We start from the raw sequence: 25,123 nt of genomic DNA on the forward strand, positions 1-25,123 counted from the left end.
CTGCGCGGATTCTGTGCCACGGCACAAAAAAGCCCCGGATTTCGGTCCGGGGCTTTTCATTCATGGTTATTGGTTGGTGTTACCAGGTCACCCGAGGCGCGTTGATCAAGGCGTAGATCACGAGCAGGGCTCCGATGACCACGACCGCGTACCCAAAGACAAAGTACACGGCACGCATGGCCGTTGGGACAGCACTGATAACGTGCCCTTCGAGATCGCCACCAGCCTTGAGCCGTTCAATCCAGGCAGGGCGATGCTCTTTTGCGGCGTCCACTTCAACCCCTCCCTCGAACATGGCTTTATCCATGGGGAAATGGCTACGGCGCAGATGCGCCACAAAGAAGTGAATCAAGACCACATGCAGGATCGCAAGGATCGCCTCCACTCGGTGGACCCACAAGGCCACATTAATACCCCAGCCCATGATCACCCGGCTTGACACCAGGGAATCAAAGAGGATGAGCCCTGTACTGCCCAGGATGACCATACCCCAGAACACAGCCCAGTAATCGAACTTCTCCCACCAGGTCCAACGGTCAAACCGGGGCTGGCGGGCCAGTCCGAATATCCAGGCGGTATGGCGCAGGAATTCCCCTATGTCGGACAATCGGGGCAAAAGCGAATCCTGCCCACGCATCTTGCCCCTGGCGATCTGCACCACCGCATAAACAATATGCAGCAGGAACAGCACAAGCATCAGAATGCCGACCCATTTATGCACGGCCAGACATCCGGTATATCCTCCGAATAGCCCTGCAAGCCACTTGCCCCAGGCAGTCTCGATATAGAGGCGCCCAAACCCGGTTGCGGTCTGCATCATGAATGTCAGAATCAGCGACAGGTGAAAGAGCCTCTGCACGGGAGTAAAGCGTCGTATCATCATGACTCGTCACCCCCCTTCTTCTTTCCGCCGGAGAACAGCTCCCTCAGCCCCCACAGCACGGTGTGCGGCAGGAAGATCGCCAACGTTCCGCCTGCCAGTGCAATCATGGCCCAGAAGGCATAGAACAGCAGCGGGAACGATTCCCGCGTGGACATCATGGCCGGATTCGGCTCGTGCACCAGGTAGGAGGCATAGGAAATTCCCGCCCCCTGGTGACACTTGGCGCAGATATAGGCATGCCGCCTGATCTTGTTCAGCGGCGAATAGTAATGGTTCACGCTGGAGATGGGCTCACCACCGTGACATTGACGACACACCAGATCGTTACGCACCACATGCAGGTTGTCCCCTCCCTGTTGGCGATGGCAATCCACACAGGTTCTGCCTTCGTAGAAGGCGATTCCTGCATGGGCATCCTGCAGGCGCGTTCTGACCCTGACCGTCGCCGTTCCAGGCCCATAGGATAAAATCCCGGGGCGGGCTGGAGTTTCGTCCATGATCAAGGGTCTGTTCAACCCAGGTCTGACCTCATACCGCTCGTAGTATCCCGTACTGAGTTCGTAATTCCGGTAGCGGTGCACATCGGATTTCACCTCCATACACCAGCTCGGACCGGGCAACGCCCACAGGGAGAACAGGAGCAGCCCCAATATCGTTTTGACAGGGTGCATACAGCCTCCTTTCAATCTCCCTGTTACTTGCCCATGTCCCCAACATTCCCGATGACCTTACCCTGCGGCTTGGGCAACTGCGCCAAGGCCTCAAAACGCATCTGCAGCTTCTTGAGATCCTGGTCCTTATGCTCATGACAGGTCTGGCACGAATTGGGGATAGCGGGGTTAGCCAACGTATCCTTGGGCAACAACGCCATGAACACATGGCTATGAATGTCACCGGACTCCGCACTCTTGGCGATGCGAGGCATATGACATCCCACGCAATTGCCAAACGAATGGATGGCATGCGCCTGATTGTTGTTGATCATGGGGTGACAACTCAAACATTGAGATGAGCCGGAAGCACGAGTCTGATAGCGGGTGCTAGGCACACCCAACTGGTGCACATAGTGGCATGAATTACAGGTCACGCCTTCGAGATAGTGCTTGGACTGCTGCCAGTCGATATACTGCTGATGGTGCCCCTTGGAGAATTCATTGGCATAGACGTGCTTCTTGTCGCCTGCCTCGTAAGAGGTGGAGTTGTAGTAGGAAGTGAGCGCCTTGCCTGGCTTGTAGCCCACAGGCCAGCCCCCACCCTTGACCATGGTCGACTTGCCACGGTTATGGCACGATCCGCAGATCTGCACAGCCACTCCCGGCGTCAGTTTGGCGGGATTAACAATGGTGGAACGCTTGTCAAAGACTGCAGTCTTGGGAAGAGCCACGTGGTGTGAGCCTGGCCCGTGACAAGCCTCACAGCCAACTCCCGGCTCGGTCAAGGTCTTGGACGCAAGATCGACACCGGTTGCATGGCAACCACCACACTTCAACATCCAGGGACGCTTGTCCCAGTCGTGTTCGTGATAATTCACGAACCGCCCAGTCTCGATGTTGTACTGCACCGGACTAATATATAAATCACCGTTTTTATTAACGATATAACGCTGCTTCCACTGACTGCCGATGGTATAAAGGACCTCATCCTCGCGAGGGATGTAAATCTCGTCGGGTGGAACCTTGAGCTTCTTCTCGATCTTCCTGAAGTCTGCCCTGATTTTATCAGGATCAAGCTTCACGACAAAGACATCCTTGTTCGCCTTGGCATCCTGAAGCATACGGCTATGCAAAGTCGCCTTCCAGGAATCGTAATGTTCCAGATGACAGTATTTGCATTCGTCCGATCCGACATAGGTTTTTTCCACTGAGGTGATCGCTTTGATGTCGTAGCTAGTTTCCCCTCCACTACAACCATAAACAGCCAACAAAACAACGCATAACACTAAACAAAGACACAATCGCATCGCACCCTCCCAAGCAAACGATACAAAAAAAATCACACCTCTTATATTAATTCTATTATTCCAGCGAAAAAGCAACAATTAATACGATATTCAATAGACAAAAACAGAACCATAGAGCCTTACTGCATCAAAAAATAAACACCAAAATAAAATCTAAATTATTATAATAACGAAAAAAAATGCCCCGAGCCGAAGGCTCGGGGCATTATATCTGCCTGTTGGATTTCCAACGCCAAGATCATTCCTGACGTTAGGTTGAAGGAAACTCGATCAATCCTGCATTTCGTCGATGGCTACCTTCAGGTCTCCAGCAATACGGGCCAGATCCGAGATCGCCTGCTGCGATTCATTCATGGCCTGAGCCGTCTCCATGGCAATTTGATTGATCTCGCCCGTGGCACGGCTGATTTCCTCGCTGGTAGCCGATTGCTGCTCGGATGCGGTGGCAATGCCCCGGACCTGATCAGCGGTGCGCTCCACCAGATCGACAATCTCCACCAAAGCCCGACCGGACTGGTCCGCCATCTCGGTACTCAAGTCGATCGCCTTGGTAGCAGACTCGGTATTAGCAATATTCTTTTGCGCACTTTGCTGGATATTGGCGATAAAACTGCCCACTTCATTGGTGGCGGACATGGTCTTCTCCGCCAGCTTGCGCACTTCGTCCGCAACAACTGCAAAACCACGCCCCGCATCGCCTGCTCGGGCGGCCTCGATGGCGGCGTTCAATGCCAGCAGGTTCGTCTGATCCGCAATATCGGTAATCACGGTCATGATCTGCCCAATGCCTTCCGCCTGGGTTCCCAACTCGGCCATGTCATTACGAAGCTGTGACGCATGCGTGTGGATTTCCTGAATGGTGCCGACCATCTTGCGAACGACATCCGAGCCCTCCTGCGCCTTCCCTTTGGATTGATCCGCCAGGGAAGAGGCCTCAGAAGCATTCTGCGCAACCTCAAGCACCGTGGCGTTCATCTCTTCCATGGCCGTAGCAGCCTCGGCAGAGCGCTCGCGTTGGACTTCGGCACCACTGGAAGACTGCTCGATCTGAGCCGAAAGCTCTTCACTAGCTGCCACAACCTGCTCCGCAACCTCGTTGGCCTGGGCTGCAGCGTGCTCGATCTTGATATTCTTTTCCTGAATCAGGGCCTGACTTTTCTTGATTTCAGTCAGGTCGAAGAACAGCAGAAACACGCCAATCACATTGCCGTCGATGTCGGTCAGCGGGGCCACATCGTAACGAATGTGCAGCTCCGAGCCCTTGGAGCTCTGGGTCTGCATTTCATGGTCCAGGACCACGCAACCGTCGCGCAGACATTTGCCGGCCATGGTTTCCCGACCTTCTTCGCCATAATAAAACTTTGACAGGGTCAGTCCCATTGCCTGCTCTGGAGTCTCGTCGCGCTCGAACAGCTTCAAGTAGGGGTCATTGACGAAGGTGATTCGTTCATCATTGTCCACCACCATGCAGGGCTGCGTGAGCCCCACAAGGACGCTCTCCGCGAAACCGAGCTTCTGCTTCAGCTCCGACACCATGTGCGAGATATGCCCAGCCAGGTTCTCCAGTTCATACCGGAACTTGCCTGACAGCTCGGCAGACATGTTGCCTCTGGATATTTCGCCGGCAAAGGCTTCGATATTCGACAGAGGCTTGAAGACCTGGAATTTCAGCGCAGCCAGAATGATACCAGCCACAACCAGGACCATCCCAAGCCCGGCCCCAATCATGACATTGCGCTGGGCGAGCGCGCCCGCCGCAAGATCAGACTCATAAACACTCATGCAGACCAGCCAGCCAGTGCGCTTATTCTCGCGCACGGCCATCACCTTCTTACGGCCCTTCCAGTCGTACTCGAAGAAGCCGTTTTTCTCTTTCATGGCCTGCTGCACAAAGGCGTGTTCGGACAGATCCTTGAGCATCAGGTCCTTATTCACGGCATGGGCAATGATCCGCCCGGAAGTATCAAAGATAAAACCATAGCCATCCTTGCCGATTCGAATCGGATCGATGAACTGCTCTGTGAAGACTTCCCAACGGGGGAAAACAGCCAATCCACCGGTCACGAACCCGTCTGGTCCCTTGATGGCCTTGGCAACGCCAAAGATGTAAATCCCCCCACCACTTTTGGATTTGAGGATATCAGGAGTGATATACAAATCCTGCCCACCCAGGACAGCCTTGACGTATCCCCGTGAGGCACGGTCCATGCCCCGCATGTCCGCCCCCTTGGCGTTGGACCCGGCTACGATCTTTCCCTCGCGGTCAAAAACGAACATGGCCCAATAATCCTTGTACGAGGTCATGAGTTCCTCGAACAGTCGTTGAGTCCGCTCAGCTGGATAACCCGGCATCAGCGTGTCGGAAATGGCCTTCTGCCCGGCAAGCCCTTCGGTTAACGCCACGGCATTGTCCAGATAGCTCGCCAGAGATTTGGCTGTGAGATCCGTTGACTGATTGGCAGACTGATACCCCAAATCAGTCGCAACCGAGAATGTCGACGAATTCACGTACAGTACAAGGCCTGTAATCGCCGCAATAATGACCACCGTAACAAACAGTGACAACTGCACATTGATACTTTTCAATTTACCCATACCTACTCCCAATTTGAAACACACACTCCCAGATACTTCAAAGTCTTATCGACTCATCAAAAATCTTCTTTAACATACTCGCAGCATTGATCAAAATCCAGTCATTACACTCCAACACCACTATACATCAAAAATAACACAACAGAGACAAACAAAAAACGGCCCCGGAGAGGACTCCGGAGCCGTTATTGAACTACTGATATAGATGCGTTGCAACTATGAAGAGCGCATGTCCTCAATGATCCCGCGCAGGGCCTGAGCCTGTTCGGCAAGATCATTCACAGCCTTGGCCGCTTCGGTCATAGCCTGAGCCGTCTCATTGGCAATGGAGTTGATGTCCTCGGTGGATCTTGTGATCTGTTCCGATGTTGCCGACTGCTCTTCGGCTGCCGTGGCAATGGAACGGACCTGGTCCGCAGTATTCTCCACCATGCCCAGAATCTCCGCCAGGGCCTCGCCTGAGACATGAGCCTTCTCGCGACTTTGCTCAACGGAGACGACGGCCTCTTCAGTACTGGCCACACTGGCCTTGGCACTGTTCTGAATCGTCTGGATGGACTGGGTCACTTCCTGAGTGGCGCTCATGGTCCGTTCGGCCAGCTTGCGCACCTCATCGGCCACAACGGCAAATCCGCGTCCGGCCTCACCCGCCCGGGCGGCCTCGATAGCCGCATTCAGGGCCAGCAGATTGGTCTGGTCCGCGATGTCCGTAATGACCTCTACGATACGACCAACATCCTCGGCCTGAGAGCCCAGCTCCTTCATGCTCTCCTGAAGTCCCATGGCCTGCGTTGCCACATGCTCGGCAATACGCACGGATTCTTCCACCACGGTCTGGCCTTCCTGGGCCTTAATCTTGGTGCGATCGGCCAACTCTGCCGCGCTATCCGCATTCTGAGCAACTTCCAGCACGGTGGCGTTCATCTGCTCCATGGCGGTAGCCACCTCGGAGGTCCGGGCCAACTGGCCATCTGAACCGCGGCTGGCCTCTTCGACCTGAGCAGACAGTTCGTCCGCCGAGGAGGACACGTTGACCGACACCTGTTCTGCATCTCCGGCAGCCTTGGCAATGCGCATATTCTGCGCCTCGATCATCCGCTCATTCTCCACAATGGCAGTCAGGTCCATGATCAGGGCAAAGGCACCAATCAGGTTCCCGTCAAGGTCATAAAGTGGAGCCGCTTCCATGTTCAGGAACAGGGTCTGGCCCTTGCGGTTCTCATATTCTTCACGCGGTACGGAATGCGGTTTGCGATCATTGAGAGCAAGGTTCTCGACTGTCTCGCGAGTCGAATCGCCAAAGAACAAATCGGAGACATTTCGCCCATGGAAGGATTCCGGATCGCCATCCAGGCCGATCAGTTCAAGCATAGGCTTGTTGATGAATGACACGTTGGCATCGGTATCGGCCACATAGCAGGCGATAGTCATCCCGGACAGAATACCCTGCGAGAACCCGAGCTGGGTCTTCAATTTGCCAACCATGCCCGAGAGGTTGCACCCCAACTGACCCAATTCATCAGTACTGGCGCATTCGAAACGGGCATCAAAGTTTCCGTTGGCCACCTCATTGGAGGCACCAGCGATATCTGCCAGGCGAGCAATAACGTTGCGACGCAGGAACAGCACCACGGGCACCACCAACAGAATCAGTCCACCAACGCACAAGGCGATGAATTCATAAATCTGCGTACGAATGGCGCTCACATTGGGGCTGACGTCCTGAATGACGGCGATGCTGCCAAGAATGGCCTGAGAACTACCATGACAGTGATAGCAGGACTTCTCATTGGGGATGGACATGACGCGCATGAACAAGTCCCGCCCGCCGCTCTTGGTCAGCAGCCCGGTCTCTGTCTGTTCGCTCAGCGACGTTGTCATCAGGCCCAACATATCTGCCTGGTCATAGGCAGATTCAAAGTCCTTGCGCACGGACTCATCCACTGTGGAATAGGTCACATTGGCCTTGTAGTTGGTCAGATAAATTTCCGTGTCGGGATACTTGTCCTTCAAGAAGGCGAACTCTTTCTTGGTGCTTGCATCATCACCGATGACCATGGGCTTTTCCACGGTCTGCTTGATGAGCTCGGAAGTTCTAGTGAGCGAGGCATCCAGCTGAGCCTCCATGGCGTCACTCTGCCACATGGAGCTGATGGTGATCAGCGCGGCGAAGACCAGGACACAGATCCCAATAACCAGAGCGGTCACACGGGCGTTCACATGGCTGCGAAAATAATCGAGCATAAGGATCTCCTAGTGCGCACCGCTGAAGATCAGCGGCTTGAAGTTGAAGTCCTCGACTCGGTCTGCATTGTGGCAGGTTTCGCAACCTTCTACACTGGGAGTGCGCTCAATGGCTTCGGTATCCCCTCCGGATTCGGCATGCTCGGCACCGGGACCATGACAGGTCTCACAACCGACATCGGCCAACTCGGGTGTTTCCTTGATGCTGACGAAACCACCCTTTCCGTACCCGGTGGTATGACATTCGTAACAGCTTTCCTGTTCAGCCTGCGTCAAATCCGAGGCCATGATTTCGATGCTGTGCCAGGATTTGGCTTTTTTGGAATAGCTCACGAAATGTTCAAACTGCTCATCATGACATTCCGAGCAGGCTTCACTTCCGATATACTGCTTGGCGCCTGCGCCAACGGCCCCTGCCAATGTAACGGCAAGCACCAGGGCACCAGTCAATGCCCTCTTGAATCTAATACTCATGACCAAAACCCACCTTGGCTGAATAAATTTAGACATGACTCAATGCCAAGGCGAGCAAGGCATCAATCACCACCTCCCGGCACCCTTCCCCCGAGTGCCGAACCAATCTTATCGGTCAAATTCTGAAAATCTCACCCCGGAACGACACTATCGGTTGCATCGACTCGGATGAACCAAGTCGGAATGCCCCCAAGCAGCTCCTGGATTGCGAAAAAAAGGACAAAGTAAAGCGACTCTGACCTGAGGCCCTAAACGACAATGGCGGCACAATCAAGGGGCCTCCCGAACAAATATGGTTTTCCTCAAGCAGCCATGATCCCACTTCGTTTCGTAACCAACAGGAACAACAGGAGCATCGGACCGATCAGCGCTTCTGCGCTAAAGCGAACCAGCATCGAGGCCGATAACAAGGATGAACCATCTGAAGCTTTGATACGAGGTATGGATGCTGACTCTGCACAAAAAGAATCTGACCCCCTTCACCACTGCCCTGGCGGTCTCGGCCAACCGGGAGCATCTTCGTCTGGACCGAAGCGCCTTGCGCGCCGCAGGAGTCCCCGAAATCGTGACGTTCGCATCCATCGAAAAGGCTCTGGTCTGGATCGTCGCCAACCCGGTGGACGTGGTTCTTCTGGATGCAGACCTGGGCCGGACCACTGGAGCAAAGGTCTTGCGGTTACTACGCCGTCGTCGTTCCTTTGCGACACTGCCTGTCATCGTCACCAGCATGAGCAGCAGCCGAGCCTGCGTTCTCGAGGCCCTGGGAGCCGGATGTTCAGGCTACCTGGTTCGCCCCTACTCACAGGAAGGTCTGCTCAAGCAGTGTCGACTTGCTGCCAGCGGAGCCAATCCCGGACGGGAACGCATTGCCGCCATGCGCCAGGCGCAGGAGGAAACCCGACGAGGGCGTCGAGTTCAGGCCATTGCCGCCATGAAAAGAGCGACTTCAAGGCAGCAAGAAGCACATCAATACTATACCAAGGGTTGCGATCAGTTATCGGCTGAGCATTTCGAGCTGGCCATAGGTTCTTTCAACAAGGCGCTCGCCATCAACAACCTGTTTGCCGAGGCCTACATCGGAATGGCCAACGCCTGGGAGGCCTTGGGAGAGCCCGACAAGGCCAAGGCATGCATGCGTCGGGCTGTGGATGCCCATGCCCGCAATAACGGCATCACCCGCACGAGAAATGTGCTGGTTCAAACGCTGATGGACAATCCCAACGCGCCCAATCCGTTTTTGGACCTTGGATTCGCCCTTGTCCGCCAGGGAGAGCTCAAGGCAGCCGGACAGGCGTATTCGCTGGCCGTGCAGCATGGCCCCACGGGTGGTGGCGTCTATGCCGCCGTGGCAAGAGCCTGCCTGTTTACCTCCGACCCCAGACGGGCCGCCAAGCAGATCGCCGTCGGCATGGCCGAGGCGGGTGGAATATCACTCCCCGCCGAGACACTGTATCAGCGCATCATGGGAGATATTCCCAGCCTGCCCGGTTCCGGCATCGTCCGCACCGAAACGGTTGAAGCCGACGAATGCAGTAACGTGATGAACGACATTCTGGCGGTACTCAAGTACACTTGGAAGTTGTACCGAAACGGCGGTCCCCTCACACCGCAGCCCCTGCCTTTGGACTTCTGACACCAAGCGTCCGGCCAGCAATGCTGACCGGACGCTTCGATTTCATGTTCCAGGCATCACCTGGAAGCCCTGAAGAGTATCAAACCCAACTGGCGGGCGTTACTCGCCCAACGCAACATGCTCAGCCTTATCCACGTCCCAGTCCTTGTGGACCACGCCATGCAAGGCCTTGATCAGGTGATATGGCCTGTCAGCCTGAAAGATATTACGCCCAATGGACAAGCCAGAGCCGCCAGCCGCAAGGGAATCGCGAACCATGACAAACAGATCGCGAGAGCTGTCCAGCTTGGGACCACCGGCAATCACCACGGGCACGCAGACCCCATCCGTTACCCGTTTGAAGCTTTCAGGGTCTCCGGTGTAGGGCACCTTCACCACATCAGCGCCCAACTCCATGCCCACACGGGCGCAATGAGCGACGGTATCAGGATCGTATTCATTCTCGATCTTGGGGCCACGGGCATAGACCATGGCCAGGATGGGCATGCCCCAATCCGAAGCTCGCGAGGCCATCCTTCCAAGATCGCTCAACATATCCCGTTCAGTTTCGTCACCGATATTCACATGCACGGACACCGCGTCCGCGCCCAGCTTGATGGCATCTTCCACCGTGCCCGTCAGGGTCTTGGCGTTGGGAAAAGGCGACAGTACCGTGCTGGCTGAAAGATGCACGATCAGTCCGATATCAGGCCCCTGCCGCCTATGACCACAGGGCACCAACCCTTTGTGCATCAGCACCGCATTGGCCCCGCCTTCTGCGATGTGAGTCAGGGTTTCACGCATGTCTATCAGCCCCTTGACCGGCCCGATGGTCGTGCCATGGTCAAGAGGGACGATGATGGCGCGTTCCGTATCTCTATTGAAGATTCGCTCCATTCTGATGGCTTTACCAATATGCATTGTTACCTCCTTGGGATTTTCTCCATACCCTTATTAAGTCACAAAAAAAAGGCCACCGGTATCTCCGGAGGCCCTTGCTGGCGTGGATCACTCAGGCGCGCTCAGCGCGCCATGCAATCAACCCCACGGGCCTTGATTCCCGTGGTAAAATAATAAAAACCAAAAAAGTTGATTGCGTTGTGATCGATCATAGATTGGACATATATGCCCCCGCCCCTTCTCCTGTCAACTGGAATTTACCAAAATCAACTGGCACATCAACCCCAGAAACCATTGTGACACAACCGTCACTCATGGTACTCATTAGGACTGCACGCAAGGAAGCGCCCCCATAAAAATCACACTCGGGGCAAACTCAACGGCTTCATGGCACCCGCCACGTCGTGTCGGAGATAACAATATGATTCCAGCATACGCCCGGTTGTTCATCACCTGCCTGATTCTGCTCTTCTGTTCCAATGCAAATTCGGCGTCAAACGACCAAAGGGCTTTGCTGATCAGTTCCTACCACCCCGGTTTTCCGACATTCTTCCAACAAATTGACGGCATCAAATCCATATTCGAGCCCGCCGGAGTCATGCTGGATGTGGAATTCATGGACAGCAAACGCTTTCCCGGCCCCGAGGACATTGCGCATTTCAAACGACAACTGAGCCACAAACTGGCAGTGGCACCACGCTATGACATCATCCTGACCTCGGATGACAATGCCTTGCGCTTCGCCTTGGACAACCGACATAAACTCTTCCCGTCCATCCCTCTTGTGTTTTGCGGGCTCAATAATGTGAACCTTGCCCTTGCCCAGGATGCGGAGCCCAATATTACCGGCGTCATCGAATCCATCTCCCTCAGCGAGACCCTGGCGCTGATTCACAGGCTCTCCCCCAGCACAACACAAGTCGCCGTTATTGCTGATGGCACCCCCAGCGGACAAAGCGACCTGAGGAAACTACGCCGCCTGTCCCAAACCAACCCCAACCTTGAAATCCACGAGCTGTTGCTCGCAGACATGAGCTTTGAGGAACTCACGCAGAAACTCTCGAAGCTGGGAAAAAACACCTCTATCCTGTTGCTGTCCGCCTATCGTGACAAGTCAGGACTCTCCATGTCCTTTGCCGACAGCCTGAGCTTGATACGCAGACACGCCAAGGCACCTGTCTTCCACCTCTGGGAGCATGGACTGGGGCAGGGCATTCTGGGAGGCAAGGTCGTCAGCCACGAATCCCAGGGCAGAACCGCCGCACAACTCGCACTGCGCATCCTTCAAGGCGAACTCGCGGAACAGATCAAGGTCGTCCCCGGTGAGGCTGCCAATCTGTATATTTTCGATGCTCTCGAGCTCAAACGCTGGAACATTTCCGAGGACCTTCTCCCCCCCGGCTCCCTGCTCCTGAACCGGCCAAAAACATTCTATGAAACCCATCAGTCACTGATTCAGATCAGCGGCGGCGCCATACTGATCCTGCTGGTGGTCATTGCGCTATTGACAAAAACCCTACGTGCCCTGCGACGCGCCGAGACGGCACTGATCGAAAGTGAAGCCAAGTACAGAGGCTATATCGAAAATGCCCCTGACGGTCTGTTCGTCTTTGACAAGACCGGTCGGTTCCATGAAGTCAACCGGGCGGGTTGCGAAATGACCGGGTACACTCAGGATGAATTCCTGCAACTGAATTTCCCCAACCCCCTGGCCGAACACGACCATCCTCGCGCTCAAAACAATTTCGCCATGCTCATTGAGAAGGGAACCGTTCAGGCCCAGTACGACGTTCGTCGCAAAGATGGGACAATCATCTCGGTGCTGACGACCGCAGCCAAACTCTCCGACAACCTGTTTGTCGCCTTGGGAAAGGACATCACGGAACTGCAAAAGACCAAGGAAGCCCTTGAACAAAGCAAGAGCAGGCACAGCATTGTCTTCAACAATTCGCCACTGGGCATTATTCTCTACAATGAACAAGGAACCATCGTTGATTGCAATGAGCGATTCATCGACATCATGGGCTCATCGCGCCACCAACTGATTGGATTCAACACAATAGGCCAGACCGAAAGTAATGAACTGCGCCAAGCTCTCAAAACCGCCCTGAATGGGGAAATCGGCATCTTCGAAGGCCCATACGTTTCCGTAACCGGCGGCAAAGCCTCCTACATCCGGGTCAACTTCAACCCCGTGCACCCAGGAAAATCCCCCACCGAGGTGATCGCAACGCTGGAGGACTTCAGCCAGCGTATTCAGGCGGAACAGGCATTGCGCGAAAGCGAGGAGCGCCACACCGCCCTCTCCAGAGCCACGGCCGAAGCCATTTTCATTTCGGACAAGGGAGTCTGCATCGAGGCCAACCAGTCTGCCAGTGACATGTTCGGTTACAGCAATGAGGAGCTCATCGGCATCTTCGGAACCGACGTCATTGCCCCTGAATCCAGGGAGCTGGTCAAACAGAATATTCTGTCTGGAGCGGAGAATCCATACGAAGCTCTTGCCGTACGCAAGGATGGCTCGACATTCTGGGCAGAATTCCAGGGGCGGATGTTTACCTACAAGGGCAAACCAACCCGTGCCACGGCAGTGCGTGATATCACCATGCGCAAGGAAGCCGAACGTACCTTGCTTCAGGCCAAGGAACAGGCCGAGGCCGTAAGCCGGGCCAAATCCCAATTCCTGGCCAACATGAGTCATGAAATCCGCACTCCCATCAATGGTGTCATGGGAATGCTGCAATTGATGGGCATGACTCCCCTGAACCATGACCAACGCGAATATGTGGACAACGCGGTTCTCTCCTGCCAACGGCTGACGCGACTGCTGGGGGACATCCTCGACATGTCCAGAATCGAAGCCGGGAAAATCCAGTTGCGGGATGAACTTATCAGCATGAGTGAAATCCTGGATGAGGTGAAGAGCACATACAGCACTCTCGCCACATCGGCAGGGATCGAACTGAATATCCGTTGCCACCCGGAAGTGCCCCCACAGGTCATTGGGGATGAACTGCGCCTGCGTCAGATCCTGCTCAACCTGGTGGGCAACGCCTGCAAATTCACCCAGCACGGAGCCGTCTCCATTGACGTTTCAAGACTTGAGACATCCAAACCCGAAACAAGCCGATTGCTGTTCATGGTCAGTGATACCGGGCCAGGAATCTCGGATGCTCTGGTGGACTCGATGTTCAGTACCTTCACTCAAGCCGAGGGCACCTATTCACGCAAACATCAGGGAGCCGGATTGGGGCTGCCCATCGTCAAGAACCTCGTTGAACTCCTTGAGGGCAGTCTCGCTGTGGAGAGCCTCCCCGGCCAGGGAACGACCTTCTATATCAGCATTGGCTTCAAGCTGCCCACGCAAGAAAAATCCATTTCCATGCCCACCCCACCCAAGACCGCCCAGGCAGCCTCCAAAGCCAAAATCCTGCTGGTCGAGGACGAACGCATCAGCAGCCTCTCCCTGGTTAAAATGCTGGAAAACCAAGGATGCACGGTCCGTGCGGCATACAACGGTCAGCAGGCATTGGATACCCTGCGCGAAGAGTCTTTCGACTGTATATTCATGGACATCCAGATGCCGTTGATGGATGGCCTCGAAGCCACAAAGATCATCCGGACTTCTCCGGAATTCGTGCACAGGGCCCATATCCCCATCGTAGCCATGACAGCCCATGCCATGGCCGGAGACCGTGCCGGGTTCATGGAAGGCGGCATGACGGCCTATGTCTCAAAACCCGTTGAATTCAGTGAAATTCTGGATGTTCTGCAAGAGGTTCTGGAGAACAAATAGCCATAGCCCCAGAAGCCCGATTCCAGGAGCCTTCACCCGACCTAGTGCCATCACCGAGCAGAGAAGTCCCAGCCAGCGGTTAGACACCTTGGCCCAGGGCTGTTATGGTCCCGCGAGTGATGTTCGCCGGACTTGACGGTGAACGCGAAACCGGAGGCCCATCAATGCGCATCATCCGAGTGGCTTACAATAACTACTCTTTCTACGCCCAATTACTCGACGGCGAAGTCCTCTGCCTCGACCGCTCCAAGGGTCTGGACAAACCTCTTTCCCTGTCCGAAGTTCAGGTTCTGCCTCTGGCAGTACCCAGCAAGATCGTCTGCCTGGGGCTGAACTACCGCTCGCATGCCGAAGAATTGGGCCATGAGCTGCCACAGGAACCCCTGATCTTTTTGAAGCCCCCCACATCCGTCATCGCCCACGGCCAACCCATCCTCATTCCATCCATGTCGGAACAAGTGGACTACGAGGGGGAACTTGCCGTCATCATCGGACGCCAGTGCAAAAACGTCCCTGCTGATGAATTGGCCCCTTATATATTTGGATATGCATGCGCCAACGACGTCACTGCCCGCGATCTGCAGCGCAAGGACGGCTTGTTCACTCGTGCCAAAGGATTCGACACCTTTGCCCCCATCGGCCCCTGGATCGAGACCGATGTATCCAATCCGGGTAATCTGAACATCCGAACACTGGTGAACGGACAGGTCCGCCAACAGGGCAATACATCGGAAATGGTCTTTTCCGTACCCGAAGCCGTCAGCTTTATCTCTCGCGTCATGACGCTCATGCCCGGGGATGTGGTGCTGACGGGAACACCCGCAGGTATCGGAGAGCTCAAAGCCGGTGACGAAGTCACTGTGGAAATCGAAACCGTAGGACTGTTGACCAACACGGTTCAAAATGCGCCACAGCCAAGCGCGCCCGTCACAGAGGATCCGGCAGCCACGCTGCAATGATATAAATATCTGGGCATTGCGGCAGAGACCTGAATCCGGCACGCAATTTCCACTGAAGGGAAGGCAGGCATTCGGATCTCAGGGCTTGCCATTTCGTTTGTTTTCACGTAAAAGTCCGCGACTCTTCAAGACCACACACCTCGGCCGCGTCCCGGGTGCCCTGCACGGTGCAGGGTTTGACGGACGCCACAAGGCCGGAGTGGAGGAAACAACCCAGGAGGAATTCCAATGGCTTACGTTACCATGAAGCAGATGCTGGAGACCGGCGTCCACTTTGGTCACCAGACCCGACGCTGGAACCCCAAGATGCGTCCTTACATCTTCGGCGCTCGCAACGGCATCCACATCATCGACCTTCAGCAGACTGTCCGTCTGTTCCAGACCGCTCACGATTTCATCGCTGAGAACGTCGCCAAGGGCGAAAAAATCATCTTCATCGGCACCAAGCGTCAGGCTCAGGAAGCCGTGAAGCAGGAAGCCGCTCGTGCTGGCCAGTACTACATCACCAACCGTTGGATGGGCGGCACGCTCACCAACTTCCAGACCATCAAGCGTTCCATTGACCGCCTGAAGAAGCTGGAGGAGATGTTCGAGGATGGCACCACCAGCAAATACACCAAGAAAGAAGTCGTGGGCATGACCCGTGAAGTCGCCAAGCTGAACAACGCACTCGGCGGCATCAAGGACATGGAAAGGCTGCCCGCCGCTGCGTTTGTCATCGATCCCAAGCGCGAGGACATCGCCGTCAAGGAATGTCGCAAGCTCGGTATCCCCATCGTGGCTGTGGTTGACACCAACTGCGACCCTGATGTCATCGACTACGTCATCCCCGGCAACGACGACGCCATCCGCGCCATCAAGCTGTTTGTGGCCCACGTGGCCGACGCCTGCCTCGAAGGCGGCGCCCGTCAGGAAGAAGTGGCCATGGCTAAAGCTGCCGACGCCGCTCAGGCCAAGGACAAGAAGGCTGACGCACCCAAGCCCGCGGCTCCCAAGACCGAAGTCCCCAAGATCGAGGTCCCCAAAGCCAAGCCCGCCGAAGCCCCCAAGGCTGAAGCCGAGGCAACCGAGGCCCCCAAGACCGAGACCACCGAAGAAGCTTCCGAGTAACTTTCAAGGAGATAACAATGGCTATCACCGCAGCTATGGTTAAAGACCTGCGCGAGAAGACCGGCGTAGGCATGATGGACTGCAAGAAAGCGCTCGTGGAGAGCGGTGGCGACGAAGAAAAGGCCATCGCGTTCCTGCGCGAGAAGGGCCTTGCCAAGGCCGCCAAGAAGGCTGGCCGCGCCACCTCTGAAGGCGTTGTGGGTACTTACATCTCCGCCGATGGTAAGACCGCTACTCTGGTCGAGCTGATGTGCGAGACTGACTTCGTGGCCAAAGGCGAAGACTTCCAAGGCTTTGCCGCCAACCTGGCCGAGCAGATCGCTGGCCTCGATGTGACCACCGGTGTTGCCGCTGACCTGCCCGCCGAAATGGTTGACGTCTCCGGCCTGATTGGCAAGCTGGGCGAAAACATGGGCGTTGGCCGTTTTGCCAAAGTCGCTGCCGACGGCGTTGTGGGTGTCTACATCCACTCCAACATGAAGATCGGCGTCCTCGTGGCCCTCGACGGCACCGACGATGCTGCCATTGGCAAAGACATTGCCATGCAGGTTGCTGCCGTGAACCCGCTTTGCGTTTCCTCTGACGAAGTTCCCCAGGATCTCCTGGAGAAGGAAAAGGAAATCTACCGCAATCAGGGCCTCGAAGAAGGCAAACCCGCCGAGATCGTCGAAAAGATCATGATCGGCCGCGTAAACAAATACTACAAAGAAGTCTGCCTGCTGGAGCAGCCGTTCATCAAGGACGACAAAAAATCCATCAAGCAGTACCTCAAGGAAGCCGCTGGCGGCGCGAAAGTCTTGAGCTTTACGCGACTGGCCCTCGGTGAGGGCGCACCGTCGTCCGACGAGGAATAGATTCAAACGGGCCGTAAGGCCCGTTTTTTTTGACCGACATTCAGCCCCAGAGATGATATTCATCTTGGAGGCAAACACCCTACAACCAGGGGAGAGATGCGCGTATGAGCAAACTCCGGTTCAATCGTGTCCTGTTGAAGCTCAGTGGCGAGGCATTGGCGGGGAGCAAAAAATTCGGTATAGACCCCGAATCCGTTAGCGTATTTGCCCGTGAAATTGCAGAAGTAGCACAAATGGGCCTGCAGGTGGCTCTGGTCATCGGCGGAGGCAACATCTTCCGTGGCATGGCCGCAAGCGCCAAAGGCATGGACCGCGCCCAGGGCGATTACATGGGCATGCTGGCCACGGTGATGAACGCACTGGCTGTGCAGGACGGACTGGAGAAGGAAGGCGTGCAGACCCGTGTCATGAGCGCCATCGACATGAAGGAAGTGGCCGAGCCCTACATCAGACGTCGCGCCGTGCGCCATCTGGAAAAGGGCCGAGTGGTGATCTGTGCTGCCGGAACCGGCAACCCCTACTTCACCACTGACACCGCAGCCGCGCTGCGAGCCGCCGAACTGAACACCGAAGCCATCCTGAAGGCAACCAAGGTGGACGGGGTCTACGACAAGGACCCCATGGAACATGACGATGCGACGCTCTTCGAGCAGCTGACATACATCGACGTCCTGAGCAAACGCCTCAAGGTCATGGATTCCACAGCCATTTCCCTGGCCATGGATAATGACCTGCCCATCTGCGTGTTCAACCTGTTCACACCCGGCAACATCAAGCGTGTCGTGAATGGGGAGGCCGTCGGAACCATAGTTCAAGGAGGATAAGCGACAATGCAATCCGTTATGGATGACGCCCGGGAAAGGATGAACAAGGCACTGGCGAACCTGGACAGAGAGTTCACCAAATTACGCACTGGACGCGCTTCGGCATCTCTGGTCGAAGATATCATGGTGGACTACTACGGCACTCCTACGCCCTTGAAACAGATCGCCTCGATCTCCATCCCAGAATCCAGGTCGCTGACCATCCAGCCTTGGGATCGTGGAGCCTTTGCCTCCATCGAAAAGGCCATCATGAAGTCGGACCTTGGGCTGACCCCGGTCAACGACGGAAAGCTGATCCGCATCAACATTCCGCCCCTGACCGAAGAACGCCGCAAGGAACTGGCCAAGCTCGCCAAGAAGTATACCGAAGACTGCCGCATCGGCATGCGCAATGTCCGCCGCGACGCCAACGACATGCTCAAGGCCATGCAGAAGGACAAGGACATCACCGAAGACGAACTACATAAAGGTCAGGATGACGTCCAGAAAGTCACCGATGCCATGATCAAGAAGGCTGATGAGGTCCTCGAGGCCAAAGAAATCGAAATCATGGAAATATAGCCCTCACTCGAGGGAGATGATATGCCCCGGGGTGGTATTCCACCCCGGGGCTTGACCGTCTCATGGAGACAGATGATTCCAAGGAGGATCGTCCTGCAGCTTACCTCTTTACCTGTTCACCTTGCCGTCATCATGGACGGCAATGGACGCTGGGCCACCTCCAGAGGCCTGACCCGCAGCGAGGGGCATCGGGCTGGCACCAAAACGGCCCGCAAAGTTGTCACCGAATGTCGCAAGCTGGGCATCAGGCATCTGACGCTGTACACTTTTTCCAAAGAGAACTGGGGCCGCCCCAAGGAAGAAATCAGCTTCCTGTTCGATCTCCTCAAACGCTTCCTGACCAATGAACTCAGCCTGTTGCTTGAACAGGATATCCGTTTGAATATTCTGGGTGAGATCAACGAGTTGCCACTGGCCACTCGTAAGGTTCTGCAACATGTCATGACCACCACCAATGACTGCGCGTCCATGACCCTGAACCTGGCGCTGAACTATTCCAGCCGGGACGAAATCGTCCGTGCCGCCCGCCTGCTGGCCGAGGCCGAAACGCCCCCGGCAGAGTTTACCGAAGAAGCTCTCGCAAATCGGTTGTACACAGCAGGGCAGCCGGACCCGGATCTCATCATCCGCACCAGTGGCGAACAGAGGCTCTCGAACTATCTGCTGTTCCAGGCCGCCTACGCCGAGTTCTATTTCACCGACACCCTCTGGCCCGACTTCGATGAAACCGAACTGCACAAGGCCCTGGAAACCTATGCCGGGCGCAAGCGCCGTTTCGGCAAGACAGGTGAACAGGCCGAGCAGGACACCTAACCCGGAGACCATACAATGGCCCTGTCCTCCTCACATAAAAAACGCATCGGAACCGGCTTGATGCTGGTTGTCCTCTGGGCTCTGTCCATCACATTCAGAGGTTGGTCAGAATTTGCCCTGCTGACGGCCATTGCCGCAGGTGGACTGTGGGAATTCTTCGGCATGTTCTGGTCCAAGAGGCGACACCTGACCCTGAAAATTTCCGGCCTCGGGCTGGGCACCCTGATTCTGCTGGCTGGCAAATGGAATGAACCATGGTTGATCCTGGCTGCCCTTGTGGCCGCTTTCTGGGTCTGCAACCTCTGGTTCCTCAAGCGTTACAGCCTGCACCCCGAAGACCAGAGCGAGGAATACTCCTATGGTCAGTCCTCGGTATTCATCACAGGCCTGCTCTATGTCCCCGTACTGCTCCAGTTCCTCTTTGGCTTCGAGCGCATGGAAATCGTACTGGTGCTGCTGGCAGTCCTTGCATCGGATACCGGCGCCTTCTATGCTGGCTCATTGATCGGCGGCCCCAAGGTCTGGCCCATGGTCAGTCCCAAGAAAACCTGGGCTGGTAGCATGGGTGGCATGGTCGCGAGCATCATGGTCTGCCTGGCTGCAGGCGCCGTGGATGAATACTGGCTGGCTGGCGCAGGAGCGGGACGCCCATGGTGGATGTGGGCACTGCTCGGCATTGGCCTGAACATCTCGGCCCAGTTCGGTGACTTCTTCGAATCTGCCCTCAAACGCCGCCTGCATGTGAAGGACTCCGGGACATTGCTCCCCGGACACGGTGGAATCCTGGACCGGATCGACAGCCTGCTTCTGGCAGTGGCCACCTATGCTGGGCTGGATGCCCTGTTCAATTTCTTCCGCTAGGCCGGACAACCTGTCACCCCTCGTGCAAGGCATTCCATGATGAACTACATCTCTCCGCTGCCCACAGATTCACCCTCGCCCAAACCCCTTGTCCTGTTGGGCAGCACAGGGTCCATCGGCGTCAGCACCCTGAAGGTCGTGGCTCAGCACCCCGGGCGGTTTCAGATTCTGGCTCTGGCTGGAGCCCGCAACGCTGTGCGCTTGGCCGAACAGGCTACGGCATTACGCCCACCGCTGCTGGCAATGCTGACCGAAGAAGCTGCCGCCGAGGTCAAAGCACTCTTACCTGCCGACTACACCCCGGAAATTCTCGTGGGCCCGGAGGCTTATGCCCAGCTGGCAACTTTACCCGAAGCGCATACCGTCCTTGCGGCCCAGGTCGGTGCCGCCGGATTGGTCCCTGCTCTGGCCGCCGCACGTGCGGGTAAGACTATTGCCCTGGCCAACAAAGAGGCCCTTGTCCTGGCCGGACACCTCTTCCGCGAGGCCTGCCACAAGACAGGGGCTGCCATTCTCCCGGTGGACAGCGAGCACAACGCCCTCTTCCAGGGTTTGATCGGACAGCGACAGTCACCCGTCCGTCGTCTGCTGCTCACGGCCTCGGGCGGACCGTTCAGGGGCAAGAGCGCTGAATATCTGAAAACCGTAACTCGTGAACAGGCTCTGAACCACCCCAACTGGTCCATGGGCGCCAAGATCAGTATCGACTCGGCCACCCTGATGAACAAGGGGCTTGAGGTCATTGAGGCCTTCCATCTGTTCGGACTACCCGCTGATCAAATCGAAGTTGTGGTTCACCCTCAAAGCTTCGTCCATTCTCTGGTGGAGTACGAAGATCGTTCCATGCTGGCCCAACTGGGCCCTGCCGACATGCAGGTCGCCATCGCCTATGCCCTGGGCTGGCCAGGCAGACTGCCCCTGTCCCTGAAACCGCTGGATCTAGTGCACGCAGGACACTTGACCTTTGAGGCCCCGGCATTAGATATATTCCCTTGCCTGGCGTATGCGTTCCAAGCCCTCGAAGCAGGCCCCAGCTACCCGGTGGTACTCAATGCCGCCAACGAAGTGGCCGTGGAACTGTTCCTGAGCGGCAACATAGGCTTCACGAACATCCCGGCACTGGTTGGACGTGCTCTGGACGACCACGCCGGAGCCGACGCCACCAGCCTGGAAGCAATCCTCGCTGTGGATCATGAGACCAGGGACCGCGTCAGACACTGGGCATCGTAGCCCAAGACCGAACACTTCCAGCCCAAGCACAACGCCGTCGCAATGCGTCGGCATGGAGTACCGTCGCCCATGCAGGGAACCATCGCAGTCATTCTCGTTCTCGGAGCTCTGATCTTCTTCCACGAACTGGGCCACTTCATTGTCGCACGTCTGCTGGGCGTCGGCGTCAAGGCCTTCTCGCTGGGCTTCGGGCCCAAGCTGGTTGGCTTCAGACGCGGTCAGACCGACTACAAACTTTCCCTGATCCCGTTGGGCGGCTATGTTTCGCTGTTGGGTGAAGGTGGCGACGAAGAGGACCTGCCCGAGGGCTTCACCCGCGAGGAAAGCTTTGCCCTGCGTCCGCCCCTGCACCGCATGATGGTGGTAGCAGCAGGCCCGATCTTCAACTTCGTGCTGGCCTGGTTCATCCTCTGGGGATTGTTCTTTGTCGAAGGCAAGATGGATCTGAAGCCCGTTGTAGGCACGGTCCAGGAAAGCAGCGCGGCACAGATCGCAGGGTTACAGCCCGGCGACTTTATTACCGCCATCGACGGAGAACCGGTCATCTTCTGGAAGGAAATGACCACCCTGATTCAGGAGAGTGAAGGCCGCACCTTGCTCTTCACCGTGGACAGGGACAGCCAACAAATCGATATCCAGATCACTCCCCGCCTTGCGGAAAACACCAATCTGTTCGGGGAAACCATCACCACTCCCATGGTGGGTATCGGCTCACGTGGCGACGTCGTGACCCAACCCATGTCCTTTGGCGAAGCCATGACCGAAGGCGGGATGCAGACCCTCAATTACATCAAGGTCACGCTGCAGGCATTGATCAAGATCGTTGAGCGCGCCATTCCTCTGGATACCGTGGGTGGCCCCATCATGATCGCCCAGTTGGTAAGCGACGGCGCCGAACAGGGCCTGACCAGCGTCCTGTTCCTGACCGCCATCATCAGCGTCAACCTGGGACTGATCAACCTCTTCCCCATTCCCGTACTGGACGGTGGGCACATCCTGTTCTGCGGACTGGAAATGATCTTCCGCCGCCCGGTGTCCGAAAAATGGCAGATCATCACCACCCGCCTTGGCATCATGTTCCTGGTGATGCTTATGGGGCTGGCCATCTTCAACGACCTGTACCGGCTCTTCTCCTAAGGATTGCAATGGGCAAGAAACGATCCCCCAGACGCATCCCGACCCCTCAGCTGGTTCTGAACGGGAGCGAACAACGACTCCAGTTGGTCCTGGCTGAAGACGGAGAGCTTCTTGCCTCGCAGGAACTGACGGTGGCAGGCAGTTCCATGCAGCACCTGGTCCCTGCACTACAGAGCCTGTTGGACCGCCTGGGGCTGACCACGGCAAATTTAACCGGCATAGCCTGCGTCCGTGGCCCCGGGAGCTTCACAGGGCTACGCATGATTCTGGCTACGGCCCTCGGTCTTTCCCGGGCTGCTGATATCCCCATGGCGGGTCTGGAGTATTTGCCGCTCATCGCCGCAGGTCCCGCCCCACTGCTTGAGGGAACCCTGGCCGTGATTACCCATTCCCGCAGCCGCCAAGTCTATGTTCAGGCCTTTTCCGTTCCAGAAGGAAAGGCGTTGGGCAATCCACAACCGCTGCCTCTGGATCAGGCGGTTGCCGCCATCAATACGCTACCCGCACCAGTCAGCGCCGTGGGCAGTGGCTTGCGCAATAATCTCGAATTCTTCCAAGAGGCCCTACCCAGCCTGCGCATTCTGGGCGAAGGATTCGACCACCCGCTGCTCCATGTCCTGGCCGGGGCCGCCGCCCACGCGTCCTACACCACGACCCCCCTTGAGCCGATGTACCTGCGGGCCTCGGACGCTGAAGACAACCTTCCCGGTATCGCCGCAGGCCGCGGCATCGGCCCTGAAGAGGCTTTACGTCGACTGGCCACGGCCACTTCCGCCATCACCGCACCAATCTGCGGCGACAGCGAGAGCTGATGCCAATTGTACCCATAATAGCTAACCGTACAAATTCCACCAATGCTCCCCCTTCCTCTTTAGCCTTCCCCAAACATCCCTCAGTGCCCCTCTTCCAAGACGACGTCATGTAGAGCAAACAACGACTTCTGACAAAACATCAGAATTCCCTACAGCTCCCAACGAGGGCCTACTTGACCCCTACTCCATAAATGTTACTTTACCGCTAACGAATTGTTTATCTATATTTTATGTATAGGTTAGCTCCTAGAATTAGCACACGGCACTTGAACACGGAGGAATAACCATGAGATGCTCACTTGGCTGTATCTCCATTGCAGGAGTGGGGGGGCTCATGCCTACACTTTGCAAACTTGCGAGCACCTATGCAACAAATCCAAGCGAACCACCGCCGGAGGCCGGATTATTTTGGGCCCTCGGCCTTTTTTTCTTTATCGGTTCAGTGTTGGCCATCGTCTTTGGCGAGAAGGAATTCAGACAGGCGTTCATCATTGGCGTTTGCGCTCCCGGTATCATCACGAACATGATGTCTGGGGTACAAGAAGGGAATGCAAATAGAGCAAGAGAGAGAATAAGTTATCTATTCACCGTAAGCGAGGCCTTCGCCCAGCCCCCCCATCTAGAAGTCATAGAAGCGAAAGACAGTAGAACAATATACATTGAGATGTCACAAATCGAGCAACATCAAAAATCACAAAAAATACAATTCTCCATCGATATTGAAGCCTATGGTCCCGGAAACAATATCCTTTTACGAAGCAGCTTGCCCGTTATCCCAGGTGCTATTCAAACGTCTATTCCAAAACAAACCAAAACCCTCGTTATTAAAGCCATGGGAACCGAAAAAACTGTCCACATCGACAGCACGCAAAACGATTCCGGCTTTCTTCAATTAGATTTCAAAACCTCAACCAATGATTTTTTGTGGGGGCTAGGATTCACTCGTGGAATCAAATTGGACCAGATCAATTCAACCTATATGCCCATCGATTCGACAACCGATCTAATAAAAAATGGAATTAAGTCTGTAACTGAAACTAAACTGACAAATTACACTATCACTGATGCTAACTACAAACTGGCACTCGAAAACATCGACAAATTCAATCAAACGAGCAACCCCGAAGTCAGGAAACTTATTGAGGAACAGATCTTCCAATCCTGGCACAACATCAACCAGCAATTGACCCCTTACTCTCCTAAATATGTCAAAATCAAAAAAAATCTCAACGAGATAAAAGCCAAAGCGGATGAGGCAGGGATCACAGCATTGACCAACAAAGAGTAGCCCCCGCAACAAAATCGATCCTAGATCACGGCTGTTCGATTCATTATGGTTTTTTCCAACATACTTAATAGCAGCACTCAAAAACATCCCAAAAATAAGCAGCCGCGGAGCTCTATAGCCGGGGCTGTTTATTTTTCTCATTATTTAATCCCGCCAACCCTAAAGTAACTCCTCCACGAAGACGATGAGACTCCCAGCACGGGGATAAAC

20 protein-coding genes are annotated in these 25,123 nt (G+C 55.6%); 13 read left to right on the forward strand and 7 right to left on the reverse strand.

The genetic code is table 11. The features are described from left to right. Positions 1-79: 79 nt before the first annotated feature. The 6 genes from EL361_RS09435 to EL361_RS09460 all read right to left on the reverse strand — a co-directional run bounded on the left by EL361_RS09435 (position 80) and on the right by EL361_RS09460 (position 8,156). Positions 80-883 (reverse strand): formate dehydrogenase subunit gamma, encoded by an 804-nt coding sequence (locus EL361_RS09435; RefSeq protein WP_126378854.1) that lies wholly within the window; start codon positions 881-883, stop codon positions 80-82. Beyond that, complete coding sequence (locus EL361_RS09440) at positions 880-1,554, reverse strand: hypothetical protein (RefSeq protein ID WP_126378855.1); 675 nt, start codon at positions 1,552-1,554, stop codon at positions 880-882. Before EL361_RS09440 ends, EL361_RS09435 begins: the two co-directional genes overlap by 4 nt. A gap of 23 nt (positions 1,555-1,577) precedes the next feature. After that, on the reverse strand, positions 1,578-2,744 hold the full coding sequence (locus EL361_RS09445) for a multiheme c-type cytochrome (RefSeq protein ID WP_232034750.1): 1,167 nt from the start codon (positions 2,742-2,744) through the stop codon (positions 1,578-1,580). 369 nt (positions 2,745-3,113) lie between these two features. Continuing rightward, positions 3,114-5,438, reverse strand: coding sequence for a methyl-accepting chemotaxis protein (locus tag EL361_RS09450; RefSeq protein WP_126378859.1), 2,325 nt, complete (start codon positions 5,436-5,438; stop codon positions 3,114-3,116). A gap of 216 nt (positions 5,439-5,654) precedes the next feature. Continuing rightward, on the reverse strand, positions 5,655-7,682 hold the full coding sequence (locus tag EL361_RS09455) for a methyl-accepting chemotaxis protein (RefSeq protein ID WP_126378861.1): 2,028 nt from the start codon (positions 7,680-7,682) through the stop codon (positions 5,655-5,657). Positions 7,683-7,691: 9 nt separating this feature from the next. Next, positions 7,692-8,156, reverse strand: a complete 465-nt coding sequence (locus EL361_RS09460) for a cytochrome c family protein (protein WP_126378864.1) — start codon at positions 8,154-8,156, stop codon at positions 7,692-7,694. A gap of 445 nt (positions 8,157-8,601) precedes the next feature. Here EL361_RS09460 and EL361_RS09465 point away from each other — a divergent pair, with 445 nt between their 5' ends. Continuing rightward, the gene (locus tag EL361_RS09465) at positions 8,602-9,789 is read left to right on the forward strand and encodes a response regulator (protein ID WP_126378866.1); all 1,188 of its coding nucleotides are present in this window, start codon (positions 8,602-8,604) and stop codon (positions 9,787-9,789) included. 99 nt (positions 9,790-9,888) lie between these two features. On the opposite strand, the gene EL361_RS09470 is transcribed toward EL361_RS09465, so the two are convergent. Continuing rightward, entirely contained in the window at positions 9,889-10,689 is an 801-nt protein-coding gene (locus EL361_RS09470; protein ID WP_126378868.1) for a 2-amino-3,7-dideoxy-D-threo-hept-6-ulosonate synthase, read from the reverse strand. A gap of 400 nt (positions 10,690-11,089) precedes the next feature. Here EL361_RS09470 and EL361_RS09475 point away from each other — a divergent pair, with 400 nt between their 5' ends. From EL361_RS09475 to EL361_RS09530, 12 genes are all read left to right on the forward strand, one after another. Then, positions 11,090-14,464: an ABC transporter substrate binding protein gene (locus tag EL361_RS09475; RefSeq protein WP_126378870.1), complete on the forward strand. Its 3,375-nt coding sequence runs from the start codon at positions 11,090-11,092 to the stop codon at positions 14,462-14,464. Between the two features lie 164 nt (positions 14,465-14,628). Next, the gene (locus EL361_RS09480) at positions 14,629-15,423 is read left to right on the forward strand and encodes a fumarylacetoacetate hydrolase family protein (protein ID WP_126378872.1); all 795 of its coding nucleotides are present in this window, start codon (positions 14,629-14,631) and stop codon (positions 15,421-15,423) included. Positions 15,424-15,651: 228 nt separating this feature from the next. Further along, positions 15,652-16,533 (forward strand): 30S ribosomal protein S2, encoded by an 882-nt coding sequence (gene rpsB / locus EL361_RS09485; protein ID WP_126378874.1) that lies wholly within the window; start codon positions 15,652-15,654, stop codon positions 16,531-16,533. Positions 16,534-16,550: 17 nt separating this feature from the next. Then, a complete protein-coding gene (gene tsf / locus EL361_RS09490) occupies positions 16,551-17,387 on the forward strand; it encodes a translation elongation factor Ts (RefSeq protein WP_126378876.1) in 837 nt (278 codons plus the stop codon). Positions 17,388-17,491: 104 nt separating this feature from the next. Further along, positions 17,492-18,211, forward strand: coding sequence for a UMP kinase (gene pyrH / locus EL361_RS09495; protein WP_126378878.1), 720 nt, complete (start codon positions 17,492-17,494; stop codon positions 18,209-18,211). Between the two features lie 6 nt (positions 18,212-18,217). Then, entirely contained in the window at positions 18,218-18,772 is a 555-nt protein-coding gene (gene frr / locus EL361_RS09500) for a ribosome recycling factor (RefSeq protein WP_126378880.1), read from the forward strand. Between the two features lie 72 nt (positions 18,773-18,844). Beyond that, a complete protein-coding gene (gene uppS / locus EL361_RS09505) occupies positions 18,845-19,585 on the forward strand; it encodes a polyprenyl diphosphate synthase (protein WP_126378882.1) in 741 nt (246 codons plus the stop codon). Between the two features lie 15 nt (positions 19,586-19,600). Next, positions 19,601-20,446, forward strand: coding sequence for a phosphatidate cytidylyltransferase (locus EL361_RS09510; RefSeq protein ID WP_126378884.1), 846 nt, complete (start codon positions 19,601-19,603; stop codon positions 20,444-20,446). A gap of 36 nt (positions 20,447-20,482) precedes the next feature. Continuing rightward, positions 20,483-21,676 (forward strand): 1-deoxy-D-xylulose-5-phosphate reductoisomerase, encoded by a 1,194-nt coding sequence (dxr, locus tag EL361_RS09515; protein ID WP_126378886.1) that lies wholly within the window; start codon positions 20,483-20,485, stop codon positions 21,674-21,676. 69 nt (positions 21,677-21,745) lie between these two features. Continuing rightward, entirely contained in the window at positions 21,746-22,813 is a 1,068-nt protein-coding gene (gene rseP, locus EL361_RS09520; RefSeq protein WP_126378888.1) for an RIP metalloprotease RseP, read from the forward strand. An 8-nt stretch (positions 22,814-22,821) separates the two neighbouring features. Continuing rightward, positions 22,822-23,625: a tRNA (adenosine(37)-N6)-threonylcarbamoyltransferase complex dimerization subunit type 1 TsaB gene (tsaB, locus tag EL361_RS09525; RefSeq protein ID WP_172961699.1), complete on the forward strand. Its 804-nt coding sequence runs from the start codon at positions 22,822-22,824 to the stop codon at positions 23,623-23,625. Between the two features lie 334 nt (positions 23,626-23,959). After that, complete coding sequence (locus EL361_RS09530; protein ID WP_126378892.1) at positions 23,960-24,913, forward strand: hypothetical protein; 954 nt, start codon at positions 23,960-23,962, stop codon at positions 24,911-24,913. Positions 24,914-25,123: the final 210 nt, after the last annotated feature.

The organism is Desulfovibrio ferrophilus (genome assembly GCF_003966735.1).
Lineage (GTDB): Bacteria > Desulfobacterota > Desulfovibrionia > Desulfovibrionales > Desulfovibrionaceae > Desulfovibrio_Q > Desulfovibrio_Q ferrophilus.

Excerpts from the sequence above, each read along its gene's own strand:
- EL361_RS09435 (WP_126378854.1), bottom strand. The coding sequence starts at position 883 with ATGATGATACGACGCTTTACTCCCGTGCAGAGGCTCTTTCACCTGTCG.
- EL361_RS09440 (WP_126378855.1), bottom strand. The coding sequence starts at position 1,554 with ATGCACCCTGTCAAAACGATATTGGGGCTGCTCCTGTTCTCCCTGTGG.
- EL361_RS09450 (WP_126378859.1), bottom strand. The coding sequence starts at position 5,438 with ATGGGTAAATTGAAAAGTATCAATGTGCAGTTGTCACTGTTTGTTACG.
- EL361_RS09455 (WP_126378861.1), bottom strand. The coding sequence starts at position 7,682 with ATGCTCGATTATTTTCGCAGCCATGTGAACGCCCGTGTGACCGCTCTG.
- EL361_RS09460 (WP_126378864.1), bottom strand. The coding sequence starts at position 8,156 with ATGAGTATTAGATTCAAGAGGGCATTGACTGGTGCCCTGGTGCTTGCC.
- EL361_RS09465 (WP_126378866.1), top strand. The coding sequence starts at position 8,602 with ATGCTGACTCTGCACAAAAAGAATCTGACCCCCTTCACCACTGCCCTG.
- EL361_RS09470 (WP_126378868.1), bottom strand. The coding sequence starts at position 10,689 with ATGCATATTGGTAAAGCCATCAGAATGGAGCGAATCTTCAATAGAGAT.
- EL361_RS09475 (WP_126378870.1), top strand. The coding sequence starts at position 11,090 with ATGATTCCAGCATACGCCCGGTTGTTCATCACCTGCCTGATTCTGCTC.
- EL361_RS09480 (WP_126378872.1), top strand. The coding sequence starts at position 14,629 with ATGCGCATCATCCGAGTGGCTTACAATAACTACTCTTTCTACGCCCAA.
- rpsB (WP_126378874.1), top strand. The coding sequence starts at position 15,652 with ATGGCTTACGTTACCATGAAGCAGATGCTGGAGACCGGCGTCCACTTT.
- tsf (WP_126378876.1), top strand. The coding sequence starts at position 16,551 with ATGGCTATCACCGCAGCTATGGTTAAAGACCTGCGCGAGAAGACCGGC.
- pyrH (WP_126378878.1), top strand. The coding sequence starts at position 17,492 with ATGAGCAAACTCCGGTTCAATCGTGTCCTGTTGAAGCTCAGTGGCGAG.
- frr (WP_126378880.1), top strand. The coding sequence starts at position 18,218 with ATGCAATCCGTTATGGATGACGCCCGGGAAAGGATGAACAAGGCACTG.
- uppS (WP_126378882.1), top strand. The coding sequence starts at position 18,845 with ATGATTCCAAGGAGGATCGTCCTGCAGCTTACCTCTTTACCTGTTCAC.
- EL361_RS09510 (WP_126378884.1), top strand. The coding sequence starts at position 19,601 with ATGGCCCTGTCCTCCTCACATAAAAAACGCATCGGAACCGGCTTGATG.
- dxr (WP_126378886.1), top strand. The coding sequence starts at position 20,483 with ATGATGAACTACATCTCTCCGCTGCCCACAGATTCACCCTCGCCCAAA.
- rseP (WP_126378888.1), top strand. The coding sequence starts at position 21,746 with ATGCAGGGAACCATCGCAGTCATTCTCGTTCTCGGAGCTCTGATCTTC.
- tsaB (WP_172961699.1), top strand. The coding sequence starts at position 22,822 with ATGGGCAAGAAACGATCCCCCAGACGCATCCCGACCCCTCAGCTGGTT.
- EL361_RS09530 (WP_126378892.1), top strand. The coding sequence starts at position 23,960 with ATGCCTACACTTTGCAAACTTGCGAGCACCTATGCAACAAATCCAAGC.